We start from the raw sequence: 12700 nt of genomic DNA, 5'->3' as shown, positions 1-12700 counted from the left end.
TTAATATGCACGTGAATTATAAACGAGCGCCGTCTTATTCAGGTTCTGGATCATGAAATAGTCGGCAACGAGCTGGCCGATGCCGCCGGTCAGGTAGCCAAGCAGCGTCCACAGAAGAATGGCAGAACCATTTTCCTCAATCATCACCCCATAGCGGTCGTAGGATTCGCGGTACATGCGGTTCGCCTGCTTGTAACGCCAGTAAACGCCGTAAATTCCACAGGTAACCCAGGACAGAAGCAGCACAATAATGTAGTTCGGGCTGTCTTCGCCGTCACCGTAAAAGATGGTGTTCAGGTCTTCCACATAAACATACCAGAAGTAGATCGAGTAGAGTCCGCAGGTGACAATCGAAAGCAGAAGATAGACCCAGAAACTGCGGTTGTCTTTTACATTCATTTGTAAATACCCCCTTTAATTAAGATAGAACCATTGTAGCACGCGCCCGAGAGAGGGGTCAATAGAAAGGAGCGGGTCGTGGTAATAAATGCGCCAGGCATAAACGGCGAGAAGCAGCACGACAAGCACCGTAATGATCCCCTTTTTAAAACGCCGAAGTCCCGCCGTCTGTTCCGGCCCGAAGAAGAGCCAGACACCTGCGGGCAGTACGGCATAGACAAGCGGATGCATCCGAAACGCCGCCTGAAAATGACCGGAGAGCATTAACAGTACCGCGCGGCTCATTCCGCAGCCCGGGCAGGAAATGCCTATGAAAAAACGGATCGGACAGCCGATGCCTGTGAGGGTGATGAAGGCGACGTAAACGCCGAGGAGCAGGCAGAAGAAAAAGAAATCGCGGCAGCGTTTCCTCAGAAAAGAAAGATACGCGCTGCCGCGGCCGGGATCACGTTTCATGGAGTTTGGTAACGGCGTATTCATATAAAGCCTCCTTGCGCTCGCTGTCGGTCGTGAGAAAATGCGAGTACAGAACGTCGATCATAACGAGAATCGGGAACTGCGGAGAGATTGCGCCGCCGTTTTTCAGATGCTCCTTGACTGCCAGCAGCAGCACCTCATCGCAGAAGGCATCGTAATCGCTCGAACTGCGGGAGGTAAAGAGAATGGTAGAGGCTCCCTTTTCCTTTGCGGCTCCGAGTGCACGCAGCACCTCCGGTGTCTGTCCGCTGACGGTAATGCCGATTGCAGCGCAGCTCTCATTGAGCAGAACGGCATTCATTTTCATGATGTGAATGTCGGTAATTGCTTCAATATCCACGCCTGCAAGCATAAAACGCAGCTTCATTTCCTGGGCGGAAAGTCCGGAGCTTCCAAGACCGTAGACATACACCCGACGCTTCGAAGTGAGAATATGGCAGATGCGGTCAATCTGCGCGCGGTCGGCGAGCGAGTAGCTTTTATTCAGCAGCTCCTGATACGTATTCAGCACCTGTTTGATGTGATCGTCCGTGCCAGGCAGTGCGGCGTTCAGGCCTTCCTGGTAACGGTAGACAAATTCGCGGTAGCCCGTGTAGCCGCATTTTTTCGCAAAGCGGGAGAGCGAAGCCTCCGAAACATAGAGTAGTTCCGAAACGTGGCGCGCGGACAGATCCGACTCGTCGGTATTATGAATAAAAAAATCTGCTACCGTCCGTTCCAGGGGAGTGAACGAGGGATAGACAGACTCAATGACAGGAATAATCGATTTTTCAAAGTGTTCCATGGAACGTAAGTCCTCCTGGTATCTGTAAATATCTGAAAAAAATTCAGATCAGTTCTTGTTTTATTGTATCACAGGCAGAGTGGTGAATCAACTTTCAATTGTGTGTGAATTGCACGGGAAAGCGGGCGGAAAAATGGAAAGAACTTTAATGACGTGAAAGTAATTTCTAAAATATAAAAATAGTTGAAAATAAAATCAACATAAATTATAATCAGAACAGATCAAAGAAAGAAGGCAAGACAATGATTATCAAAAACGGACGTGTATTTCAGGAAGACGGAACGTTTGCGGAAAAAGATCTTTATATAGAAGGAAAACGTTTCGTTTCCACAAAAGAAGAAGTGATCAATCAGGAAGTGATCGATGCGAAAGGCATGATGGTTCTGCCGGGACTGGTTGACGTACACAGCCACGGCGCTGCCGGACATGATTTTTCAGACGGAGACGTGGAAGGTTTAAAAGAGATCCTGCGCTACGAGAAAGCGCACGGCATTACCTCTTACTGCCCGACATCCATGACACTGCCAAAAGACGATCTGCTGAAAATCTTCGGAACCATCGAAGCAATCAAAGATGAGCCGGAAGCAGAAGTGATCGCCGGCGTCAACATGGAAGGACCGTTCATCGATCCGATCAAAAAAGGCGCACAGGCAGAGGAGAACATCGTGGCTCCGAACGCTGAGTTCTTCCGCGCATGCAATGCGGCGAGCGGCGGAAAAATCCGTCTCGTAACCCTGGCCCCGAATATGCCTGGCTCACTGGAATTTATCAAAGAGGTTTCCGATGAAGTCATGGTTTCCATCGGCCATACAACAGCAGATTATGACACCGCGCTGGCTGCCATGAAAGCAGGAGCACACCATGTCACCCATCTGTACAACGCCATGCCGCCGTTCGCACACCGTAACCCTGGTGTCATCGGCGCCGCATTCGACGATCCGGAGTGCCGCATGGAGCTGATCTGTGACGGCTATCACATTCACGGTGCGGTTGTCCGCGCGACCTTCTCCATGATGGGAAGTGAGCGCATGGTTCTCATCAGCGATTCCATGATGGCAACGGGAATGCCGAACGGAACGTATTCCCTCGGGGGACAGGCTGTCTGGATGAAAGACGGAAAAGCAACCCTGACCGACGGTGAGACCATCGCGGGTTCCGCTACGAACCTGTACGACTGCATGAGAAAAGCAGTTTCGTTTGATATTCCGCTGGCAGATGCCATTTTTGCGGCAACAAGAAATCCGGCACAGAGCATCGGTATCTACGATGAAGTAGGATCCATTGCACCGGGCAAAAAAGCGCATGTACTTCTGGTGGACGACGAACTGAACCTGAAACAGGTTATTATGTAATTTATTATATAGAAGAAATTTGGAGGAAAAACAAATGTTATTAATTGAAGCAAAAGATTACAATGATATGAGCAGAAAAGCAGCAAACATCATCTCCGCGCAGGTGATCATGAAACCACACGCAGTGCTCGGCCTTGCAACCGGATCTACCCCGGTCGGCGCTTACAAACAGCTCGTTGAGTGGTACAACAAAGGCGACCTTGATTTCGCAAATGTCACCAGCGTAAACCTGGACGAGTACAAAGGACTCTCTCCGGAGAATGATCAGAGCTATCGTTACTTCATGAACACCAACCTGTTCAATCATGTCAACATCAACAAAGAGCGCACCTTCGTTCCGAACGGACTGGAGCCGGACAGCGAAAAAGCATGTGCAGCATACAACGAAATCATCCGCAGCGTCGGCGGCATTGACCTGCAGCTTCTTGGACTTGGAAACAACGGCCACATCGGATTCAACGAGCCGGGCGCAGTATTCGAGAAAGAGACACACTGCGTTGACCTGACCGAGAGCACCATTCAGGCAAATAAACGTTTCTTTGAAAAAGTAGAGGATGTTCCGACCCAGGCATACACCATGGGAATCAAGAACATCATGCAGGCGAGAAAAGTTCTGCTGATCGTCAGCGGCGAAGGAAAAGCAGAGATCCTCGACAAAGTTCTGTACGGACCGGTTACTCCGCAGGTTCCGGCTTCCATCCTGCAGCTTCACAACGATCTGACAGTTGTAGCAGATGAAGCAGCAATGTCTGTGATCAAAGCAAACCACAGATAATTGTTACGATGAATGAAAGGTCCGCCGAATGGGGAGAATATGAAAAAATCCCCGTACGGCGGGCTTTTTTGCGGTTTACAAATTGATGTAAATGTGTTAGCATAAAACCAGTGCATAAAAACAAAACACAGTGACGAAGAGAGTACATCTGCATGTGCGAATTTACAGAGAACACCCCCGAAAACTATTCCGGTTTTGCAGGCTGAGAGGGGAGGAGGAGCGGCAGATCGAACATGGCTTCCGAGAGGCGCACCGAACCGTGAGAACAACAATCTGAAACGGTAAGGCTGCGACAGGTTCCGCCTGTTACAGCGGAGAGGTATAGCACATGTACCTGCAGAGGTTTCTGCCGTGAGGCAGGGACGAAAAGAAGTGGTATCACGGGTAAACAAACCTGTCTTCTTCCGACTACAAGAGAGCGGAATAAGGCAGTTTTTTTATTTGAAAGGAGAAATGAAAGCAATGGAAAAAATCAGACCAAAATATTATATCACCACGGCGATTGCCTACACATCCGGCAAGCCGCACATCGGAAACACCTACGAGATCGTACTCGCGGACAGCATCGCCCGCTTCAAACGTCAGCAGGGCTACGATGTATTCTTCCAGACCGGAACCGATGAGCATGGCCAGAAGATCGAGCTGAAAGCAGAAGAGGCAGGTATCACGCCAAAAGAATTCGTAGACAACGTATCCACCGAGATCAAGAGAATCTGGGATCTGATGAATACGTCCTACGACAAATTCATCCGTACCACCGACGCCGATCACGAGGCACAGGTACAGAAAATCTTCAAAAAACTGTACGATCAGGGAGATATCTACAAAGGATATTACGAAGGTCTTTACTGTACACCGTGTGAATCCTTCTTCACCGAGTCCCAGCTCGTAGACGGAAAATGCCCGGATTGCGGACGCCCGGTTACGCCGGCAAAAGAAGAAGCATATTTCTTCAAGATGAGCAAATATGCACCGAGACTGATCGATTATATCAACACTCATCCGGAATTCATCCAGCCGGTTTCCAGAAAGAACGAGATGATGAACAACTTCCTTCTTCCGGGACTGCAGGATCTCTGTGTATCCAGAACCTCCTTCACCTGGGGAATCCCGGTATCCTTCGACCCGAAGCACGTTACCTATGTATGGCTGGATGCACTGACCAACTACATCACTGGAATCGGTTATGACTGTGACGGAAACAGTTCCGAGCAGTTCAACAAGCTGTGGCCGGCAGACCTGCATCTGATCGGAAAAGACATCATCCGTTTCCATACCATTTACTGGCCGATCTTCCTGATGGCACTTGATCTGCCGCTGCCGAAACAGGTATTTGGTCATCCGTGGCTGCTGCAGGGCGACGGCAAGATGAGTAAATCCAAAGGAAACGTGATTTACGCAGACGATCTGGTAGACCTGTTCGGCGTAGACGCTGTCCGCTACTTCGTTCTGCACGAGATGCCGTTTGAGAACGACGGTGTCATTACCTGGGAGCTGCTGGTTGAGCGTATGAATTCCGACCTTGCCAATACTCTTGGAAACCTGGTAAACCGTACCATCTCCATGAGCAACAAATACTTCGGCGGCGTTGTGACAAAGACCGGCGCAGCAGAAGAGGTGGATGATGATCTGAAAGCAGTCGTTACCGCAACAAAAGCAAAAGTTGCTGCAAAGATGGAAGAGCTGCGTGTGGCAGATGCAATGACTGAGATCTTTGGTCTGTTCAAACGCTGCAACAAATACATCGACGAGACGATGCCGTGGGCACTGGCAAAGGATGAGGCAAAGAAAGACCGTCTGGAAGAAGTTCTGTACAACCTGGTAGAGAGCATCACCATCGGCGCATGCCTGCTCGAGTCCTTCATGCCGGAGACTACTGAGAAGATCCTGGCTCAGCTGAACGCAGAGAAACGCAGCTACGAAGAGCTCAATCAGTTCGGACTGTACGTATCGGGCAATAAAGTAACCGATCAGCCGCAGATCCTGTTCCAGAGACTCGATGTCAAAGAGGTAATGGAAAAAGTAGAAGTGATCCAGGCAAAACAGAAAGCTGCTATGGCTGCTGCATCCCAGGAAGAGGAAAAAGAAGAGGAAGCAGTGATTGACCTTGAGCCGAAGGAAGAAATCACTTTCGAAGACTTCGGAAAAATGCAGTTCCAGGTAGGTGAAATCATCTCCTGCGAGCCAGTCAAGAAATCCAAAAAACTCCTCTGCTTCCAGGTCAAAGTAGGAAGCCAGGTAAGACAGATCGTCTCCGGAATCAAAGCATATTACAAACCGGAAGACACCATCGGAATGAAGGTTATGGTTCTCACCAACCTGAAACCGGCCAAACTGGCAGGAATGATGTCCGAAGGAATGCTGCTCTGTGCAGAAGACGCCGAAGGCAACGTATGCCTCATGACCCCGGAAAAAGCAATGCCGGCGGGTGCGGAGATCTGCTGATGGATTAAAAGAAAAATAGAGTAAATAGAGAAATCCCTTTCCATGCGTGATGTGTGGGGAGGGATTTTTTGCGTTTTAAAAAGTTAAGGAAAACGTCATATAAAGATTCTGAATCTTATGATAATATAATGATAAAGAGAGAATATTTGAACGGGTTTATCGAATATGACAACAGGAAGGAGGAGCGTTGTATGAGAAAAATGCGGACGTTATTTCTGGTTTTACTTTGCTGCGGACTGTCATTGTATGCGGGGGTATCTTATGTGAAGGCAGAGGAAAAGGTTCCTTCTGATTACGATGCTTATTTGCAGGAAACAGGGATGCCAGAGAATGAGATACAAAAGCTGGATGAGCATGTGAAGCAGTTTATCGTCGATGATTTAAAAAATGGGGATGGAAAATTTGAGTATATGAAAATCGATGTAGGAAAACAGGCGATGAATGGAAGAGAGGAAGATTTCGAAGGGATTGAATTTTCTGCATCAGCCTTCAAAAATGGTTCGACGATTTATGTTTATCCAACGTATGAATTCACAGAGGATAAAAAGCCATGTGGAAACGACAGCTTTTCGTTTTTGCTGGGAGAGGCGATAAGACCGTATAAATTTGGCGGAACCTTATGGTACAAAAACAGCAAAATGAACGACTGGGAAGTCAGTGGAAATCTTGTCGCAAATAATCAACAGCTAAACGGCGCCAGCTATTCCGGAAGCCAGTTGGGAACATCAAATTCTGCAATGAAATTTATGGGAACCACATATTGCCATGCTACAGTGGGGACGGGGGATGATAACAGAATTTTGATGGGGTATTCGTATCAGCCGAAGAAAGCAAGGGTTGAGTTATTTGGATGGGAGCTTTCAGGAAGGCAGATGATTTTTGTGCTGGCGGGAGGAATTGTTGTGGGGATCGTATGGTGGTGGAAAGAGAAAGTTTTAAAATAAGTGTCGAACGTAAAATACAACCAAAAAGAAACACTATAATATAACCGAAGAGAGTAAATTTGTTGTTGAAAGCTGATTGTGAAGAGGATATAATAAAAATATGGGTGCTATCAAAACGGTAGGCGGTTAGTCCTTCGACAGAGGGTTGCTGAGTGCCGGTGGCACTCGTTTAGCAACGACCGAAACGAAGTGTAGACCTGTGACCCTCTGATTACATAGAAACTCGAAAGAGAATCTTTTGAAAGGAGGGCTAAGCCAATGAGTATTATGGACTTTCTTGCAGTAATGAGCTTCGGCTTAACCTGCTTTAGTATCGGATATACGCTTGGCAAGGATAACAATAAGACACAAAAATAACCGCCATACAGTCTGACAAACGTTGCGGTTATTTTTGCAAACTATATCGGACTAACCGTCTACCGGTAGCACTCTTTTTCAATATCATAGTATCACGCTTTTGTGAAAATGTCAAAAGTTCTTTTTGCTTTGTTTTGAAAAAAGTTTGGATGAGGAGATGAAACCAGATGATCTATGCTTACGATAAATTATATCTTTCTGTTGCTCAAAAAAATCTTGCCTGCATGCTGGATTATATGGTGAATAATTTAAAATATCCATTGGAAACGGCATGGCAGTGGTTTTGCATGAGTAATACAGCATCGCGGTTTGAAAGAGGTGACTGCTCTATAGTGGCTGGAAGATCGGGAGTTGAGATTGCATATGAAGTATTAAGGGAAACTGGAAAACCACATCCGAAACAAACACCTTCATATTCCTACAATCGAAGCCCTGAATACTGGATCGGCTGGGCACTGGCCTATTATCAGTGGAGTACTAGTTTATCCTTTGCGGAAATAAATCAGGCCATCCCTGTAACTGAAGTACGAATGCTTTACACACCATACCATGAAATGGATATACGCCAGTTTGTGGACAAAATGAATGAATTATATCGTGAAGCAAAACCGGAGACGAACCTGAAAGAATTGCGTACCTTTGCAAATTTAAGTCAGAGTGAACTGGCACAGCAATCAGGTGTTTCAGTTCGTACTATTCAGCAGTACGAACAGCGAAGAAAAGACATTAACAAGGCGCAGACAGAAACGTTGTTGAAGATTGCACGGGTGTTAGTATGCAAGGTAGAAGATCTGGTGGAAAAAGTTCCGATGTAAGAAGAAAAATGAAAAAAAGCAGAGGCCATTTCCAATGAGGAGGTGAGCCTCTGTTTTTGCGTGTTGGAACTGGTAATCATTTGAAGAAGATAACAAGTTGCAATTAAAATAGTAACAAAAAAGAAAAGGAAAATATAGGAAAAGTGCTGCATTGTCTGGGAAAAGCGGGATCAGATATAATAAAGAAAAAAGGGAAGAGATGAAAAGGGAAAGGAGGGCGTTGCATGAAAAGAAAATTGGGAATATTTTGGGGACTGGTTGGTGCTGTTGCAGTATCAGCAATGAGTGTTTCTGCATCAACATTCGAAACATTGCCGGATTCCGGAGACTATGAAAAAATTGTGGCGCTTGCAGATGAAATTGTGTCTTCTACGAATGGCGGGCCTGTTTACGACCCGTTTTCAGAAGGGGTGACGGTCGATGATATTGATTTCGACAATGCGCTGAAAGAGTATATTGACACGCCGCTTTTTACTTCCGAGCTGCTTTCTGTTTCGGAAGTCGAAACGGCACTGGAAGAGAGTGATTATATCTGGATTGTTCCGATCAAAGCTTATGGTCATTTGTATGAGGCGTGCGCAGTGAGAGCTGATGGAGAGGATGGAAAGCCGGGCGATGCGTGGCACATCAGCGGCACTCGAGGGTATGAAAATGACAATACACCTACCTATATCGAGCAGTTAAAGACTTCGCTTGCTGCAAATCCAGACGTTGCGTGGGAAGATTATCAGTTTCATCTGGTCGGTGGAGCAGATCCCATCCGTTTTCCGATCTGGATTGCAATGAATGAAAAAAGTGTAGAATATCTGATCCCGGGACGCGAAGATGCGGCAGGCTGTCTTACCGACAGTTCACGGGCGGAAAATAATACGAATGATATGTTTGTGAAGCAGACGGCATTTCCGGCATACAGCTATCCGTCGGTTGTAGCCGCTGTTGCAGATTCCACTTACATAGAGCTGGAAAATTCCCTCGGAGGAACTAGCTCGGTTCTTGATGTAGCGGCACAGCCGGGGAAATATCAGCATAAAATGATGTATCGTATGTTGATGACGGAGGGGGGAGTTTTAGCAGCGATCATAGTATTGGGAGTGGTAGTTAGAAGAAAAAGTAAGAGAGAAGATGCATGAAAATCCAACCTGCCTTGGCGTATGGAAAGAAGTCTTTTATATAAAGAAAAATGTAAGAAGAATTTTAAATAAAATCATAGATTTTCAGATAATTTAGGCGTAATATGAACTTACTAAAAGGTACGTGAACACAACAACAAGAGATAAATTGCCAGAAGAAACACAGAAGCAGAAAGAGGACGGCGATCTTTCCTATTTTGGAACAGGAGATACCTACACGGTAGACGATGACAACACAGAGGCTGGAATTTACATTTCCGCAGATGATAAGGCAGCGAAGGTAGACATCAACGTGCGGCAGTACATTTACCGTCCTATGATGGGAAATCATTCCGGTACGGTGGAAGTGTATGAGGAATCTGAGAGCCGAGAAGGGTATTAAAAGCAAAGGTTTTGCTAGAACATAGAAAAGTTTCAGTGAAAGTGAGGACAAAAAAACATAGAAGAGATGAAAAAATAAATGGGAAAAGGGAAATTATGAAATTGGTGTGATGATTCGGAAAAAAAGAGGGCATAGTTGCAGAGCAAAGGAAGGCTTCGGTTTACGCTGGGGCCTTTTTTACGCCTAAGATAATCTTATACGTTTAAAAGAATGAAAAATTACACTTTTATTGAAAAAAAATGAAATACGTTGTTTTGTACAAAGAAAAGCACACAAATATGTATATAATTTCTCTTGTTGTTGCAAGAAATGAGAATTTATAATAGAAAGAATGATAATATTTGTAGTTTTGTCAAAATAAATCAAAATGTAACCAAAAGTATTACGAGAAAATTATGAAATAGACAAAAAAATCGGGCAGTTGTTGTGGACGTTAAGAGAGAAGGAGTACGTACGCCAGATTTAGTTCAAGTTAGCAAAGAATTGATTAGTAAATATGTAGAAGAACGAGATATAATAAAAGTCAAAAAATATAACATATAAAAGAGGACTTATTGAGAAAAAATGAAACAAATGCAAGGAATTGGACAGCTACTGTGGAAACTACGAGAAAAAGAAGGAATACGCCAAAAACAATTATGCATGGGAATTTCTTCTTTGTCGAAATATGCAAGAATTGAAGCGGATCAGCAGGAAATAGATTTTTTCCTGATTGATCGAATTATGGGGCGATTAGGAAAATCAGTAGAGCGACTTACTTATATATTGCCGATGGATGTTTATAAAATTTATGAATTACGACAGGAAGTTCAACAAAAAATATGTCAAAGAAAATGGGAAGAAGCAGAACAATATCTGGATGAATATGAAAAGAACAAACGGGCAAAAGAACCATTGCATCGACAATTCATAGAACAGGAACGTGCGCAGATTGCGTGGCTGCGCGGAGAATCGGTAGAACTGGTTTGTGAGCATCTGGAAACGGCAATTCTACAAACAATGCCGGAGGCAGAAAACCAAAGAAAGACGGGAGTTTTAAGTGCTGAGGAATATAAATTACTTCTTTTTAGGTGGGAAGTCTGTCAAGAAACAGAACAAAAACGAGCCAAAGATGAAATTAAAGCGTTAGTAGAAGAAATTTTCCGAAAAAATTTTGAAAAGACAGAACGAGTAAAAATAATTCCGTACGCAGCACTTTTAATAAGTAAAGTGATAGAAGAGGGTGAAAATACTACATATATAAAAATGAGAACAGAAGAAGCGCTGGAAGCGTTAAGAGACGAAGGAAAGCTACTTTATATGCCGGAAATTTTAAGTCAGTATATACGAATTTTAGAGAAAGAACAGTCAAATGCGGATTTTATTGAAATATTACGTCAGGAACAAAAATGCATATTAGAGGTAGAACATGATTATAATGTGTCGTTTGAGAATTATCGTTTGTTTGAACATGTAATTCGGAATTTTGAGGTGGATGCCGAATTAATTCGAAGAACGAGAAGAGCATCCAAACTCACACAAGAATCGTTAAGTGAGGATATTTGCACACAGGAGACACTGGCGCGGATAGAAAACGGAAATCAGCAGCCGCGAAGTGAAAAGCTTTGGCAAATTATGGAAAAAATGGATAGAAATGGAAAAAGAATTGAGACAGGAATTCAGGTAGAAGAATATGAAATATTAGAATTAAAAATAGAATTTTCAAAATATATGCATCGTAAAGAATATGAGAAAGCGGAAAAAATACTTTTTGAGATTGAAAGTAAGATAGATCGTAGTGAGCCAGAAAACAAACAGTATGTAGAAGTTGGAAAAATACAATTAAAATATCATAAACATCTAGGCAATTCAGAAGAACTGTAAGTGCAAAATAATTCGACGGATTGTGTTGCCCTAAAAAATATCCCATAATAATCAATAGAGAATGCAAGCATTTTACTTCATCTTTTCTTGCTAGAAATGATAGATGCGAGCATTTTACTCTATTAAAGTTATGGAGGTGTGCTCATGAGAAGCAAAAGAATACCTGCCGAAGAACAATACCGTCTCATCATGGAATGCCGTCAAAGTGGATTGACAGATCATCAATGGTGTGTGGAACATGATATCAAGCCAGGAACTTTTTACAACTGGGTAAAAAGACTGCGTCAGAAAGGTTGTGTGGATTTGCCGGCGTCAACTGGACGCACCTATCGCGCACCAGAAAACCAGGAAGTTGTCAGAGTGGAGTTTCATGATACTGACCCGATTCCTTATGAACAGCCATTAAATGTAATTCCGGCAGCTGCGGAGAGGAATAACTTTTCCGTAGCAGAGTCAATGAAGCTGTCTGTAGGCAGCTTTCATCTAACAATACCAAATGGAACAGATCCTCAGCTTCTGGCTCAAACGCTTCGAATTGTGAAGGAGCTGGAATGTTAGGGGATATCACAGCCGCCGATGAAATCTATATCGTAACAGGCAGAACGGATATGCGGAAATCCATTGACGGGCTGTGTGCTATTGTAGAGGATCAACTCCATATGGATCCAAGGCGAAGTGCCCTGTATCTTTTCTGTGGAAAACGTTGTGACAGGATCAAAGCTTTGCTCTGGGAATCTGACGGATTTGTGCTGCTGTATAAACGTATGGAAGTTCAGGGCAGATTCCGCTGGCCCAGAAATCAGCTGGAAGTAAAACAATTGACCTGGCAGCAATTCGACTGGCTCATGTCCGGGCTTGAAATCGAACAACCCAAGGCATTCAAACCTACGGAATGATCGCGTAAAACATCTATGCCAACCAACAGAAACGGAGGGGCTTCTCACCCTGTATCATGTCTGAAATCCCTTGTAAATGCT

General features: G+C 44.6%; 13 protein-coding genes. 10 read left to right on the top strand and 3 right to left on the bottom strand.

Going from position 1 to position 12700, the window contains the following annotated elements; translation table 11 throughout:
• Genes DWZ44_RS14040 through DWZ44_RS14030 form a run of 3 tightly spaced genes read right to left on the bottom strand, consistent with a single transcriptional unit; the run spans nucleotide 1 to nucleotide 1660 of the window.
• Nucleotides 1-399, bottom strand: coding sequence for a DUF4234 domain-containing protein (locus DWZ44_RS14040; protein ID WP_055220966.1), 399 nt, complete (start codon nucleotides 397-399; stop codon nucleotides 1-3).
• Between the two features lie 15 nt (nucleotides 400-414).
• Nucleotides 415-879 (bottom strand): DUF2752 domain-containing protein, encoded by a 465-nt coding sequence (locus DWZ44_RS14035; RefSeq protein ID WP_199608700.1) that lies wholly within the window; start codon nucleotides 877-879, stop codon nucleotides 415-417.
• Complete coding sequence (locus DWZ44_RS14030) at nucleotides 845-1660, bottom strand: MurR/RpiR family transcriptional regulator (RefSeq protein ID WP_022462919.1); 816 nt, start codon at nucleotides 1658-1660, stop codon at nucleotides 845-847. The genes DWZ44_RS14035 and DWZ44_RS14030 overlap by 35 nt, the downstream gene beginning before the upstream one ends.
• Before the next feature lie 242 nt (nucleotides 1661-1902).
• Here DWZ44_RS14030 and nagA point away from each other — a divergent pair, with 242 nt between their 5' ends.
• From nagA to tnpB, 10 genes are all read left to right on the top strand, one after another.
• Nucleotides 1903-3012, top strand: a complete 1110-nt coding sequence (nagA, locus tag DWZ44_RS14025) for an N-acetylglucosamine-6-phosphate deacetylase (RefSeq protein ID WP_117805110.1) — start codon at nucleotides 1903-1905, stop codon at nucleotides 3010-3012.
• Nucleotides 3013-3046: 34 nt separating this feature from the next.
• On the top strand, nucleotides 3047-3787 hold the full coding sequence (nagB, locus tag DWZ44_RS14020; protein WP_117805109.1) for a glucosamine-6-phosphate deaminase: 741 nt from the start codon (nucleotides 3047-3049) through the stop codon (nucleotides 3785-3787).
• Between the two features lie 462 nt (nucleotides 3788-4249).
• Complete coding sequence (metG, locus tag DWZ44_RS14015; protein WP_117805108.1) at nucleotides 4250-6232, top strand: methionine--tRNA ligase; 1983 nt, start codon at nucleotides 4250-4252, stop codon at nucleotides 6230-6232.
• A gap of 191 nt (nucleotides 6233-6423) precedes the next feature.
• Complete coding sequence (locus DWZ44_RS14010; RefSeq protein ID WP_022461185.1) at nucleotides 6424-7176, top strand: hypothetical protein; 753 nt, start codon at nucleotides 6424-6426, stop codon at nucleotides 7174-7176.
• A gap of 524 nt (nucleotides 7177-7700) precedes the next feature.
• On the top strand, nucleotides 7701-8348 hold the full coding sequence (locus tag DWZ44_RS14005) for a helix-turn-helix domain-containing protein (RefSeq protein ID WP_022461187.1): 648 nt from the start codon (nucleotides 7701-7703) through the stop codon (nucleotides 8346-8348).
• A 224-nt stretch (nucleotides 8349-8572) separates the two neighbouring features.
• Nucleotides 8573-9478, top strand: coding sequence for a hypothetical protein (locus tag DWZ44_RS14000; RefSeq protein ID WP_022461188.1), 906 nt, complete (start codon nucleotides 8573-8575; stop codon nucleotides 9476-9478).
• A 148-nt stretch (nucleotides 9479-9626) separates the two neighbouring features.
• Nucleotides 9627-9860 (top strand): hypothetical protein, encoded by a 234-nt coding sequence (locus DWZ44_RS13995; protein WP_022461189.1) that lies wholly within the window; start codon nucleotides 9627-9629, stop codon nucleotides 9858-9860.
• A gap of 564 nt (nucleotides 9861-10424) precedes the next feature.
• Nucleotides 10425-11723 (top strand): helix-turn-helix domain-containing protein, encoded by a 1299-nt coding sequence (locus DWZ44_RS13990; protein WP_117805107.1) that lies wholly within the window; start codon nucleotides 10425-10427, stop codon nucleotides 11721-11723.
• Nucleotides 11724-11867: 144 nt separating this feature from the next.
• Nucleotides 11868-12281, top strand: a complete 414-nt coding sequence (gene tnpA, locus DWZ44_RS13980; RefSeq protein WP_117805106.1) for an IS66 family insertion sequence element accessory protein TnpA — start codon at nucleotides 11868-11870, stop codon at nucleotides 12279-12281.
• On the top strand, nucleotides 12275-12619 hold the full coding sequence (gene tnpB / locus DWZ44_RS13975) for an IS66 family insertion sequence element accessory protein TnpB (protein ID WP_009246070.1): 345 nt from the start codon (nucleotides 12275-12277) through the stop codon (nucleotides 12617-12619). The genes tnpA and tnpB overlap by 7 nt, the downstream gene beginning before the upstream one ends.
• Nucleotides 12620-12700: the final 81 nt, after the last annotated feature.

It is taken from the genome of Blautia sp. AF32-4BH (genome assembly GCF_003460565.1).
GTDB classification, from domain to species: domain Bacteria; phylum Bacillota; class Clostridia; order Lachnospirales; family Lachnospiraceae; genus Fusicatenibacter; species Fusicatenibacter saccharivorans.
Note: the sequence above shows the minus strand (reverse complement) of the source record. Positions and strands in the feature narration are given on the sequence as shown.

Excerpts from the sequence above, each read along its gene's own strand:
- tnpB (WP_009246070.1), top strand. The coding sequence starts at position 12,275 with ATGTTAGGGGATATCACAGCCGCCGATGAAATCTATATCGTAACAGGC.
- DWZ44_RS13990 (WP_117805107.1), top strand. The coding sequence starts at position 10,425 with ATGAAACAAATGCAAGGAATTGGACAGCTACTGTGGAAACTACGAGAA.
- DWZ44_RS14040 (WP_055220966.1), bottom strand. The coding sequence starts at position 399 with ATGAATGTAAAAGACAACCGCAGTTTCTGGGTCTATCTTCTGCTTTCG.
- DWZ44_RS14030 (WP_022462919.1), bottom strand. The coding sequence starts at position 1,660 with ATGGAACACTTTGAAAAATCGATTATTCCTGTCATTGAGTCTGTCTAT.
- DWZ44_RS14010 (WP_022461185.1), top strand. The coding sequence starts at position 6,424 with ATGAGAAAAATGCGGACGTTATTTCTGGTTTTACTTTGCTGCGGACTG.
- metG (WP_117805108.1), top strand. The coding sequence starts at position 4,250 with ATGGAAAAAATCAGACCAAAATATTATATCACCACGGCGATTGCCTAC.
- DWZ44_RS14000 (WP_022461188.1), top strand. The coding sequence starts at position 8,573 with ATGAAAAGAAAATTGGGAATATTTTGGGGACTGGTTGGTGCTGTTGCA.
- nagB (WP_117805109.1), top strand. The coding sequence starts at position 3,047 with ATGTTATTAATTGAAGCAAAAGATTACAATGATATGAGCAGAAAAGCA.
- tnpA (WP_117805106.1), top strand. The coding sequence starts at position 11,868 with ATGAGAAGCAAAAGAATACCTGCCGAAGAACAATACCGTCTCATCATG.
- DWZ44_RS14005 (WP_022461187.1), top strand. The coding sequence starts at position 7,701 with ATGATCTATGCTTACGATAAATTATATCTTTCTGTTGCTCAAAAAAAT.
- DWZ44_RS14035 (WP_199608700.1), bottom strand. The coding sequence starts at position 879 with ATGAATACGCCGTTACCAAACTCCATGAAACGTGATCCCGGCCGCGGC.
- nagA (WP_117805110.1), top strand. The coding sequence starts at position 1,903 with ATGATTATCAAAAACGGACGTGTATTTCAGGAAGACGGAACGTTTGCG.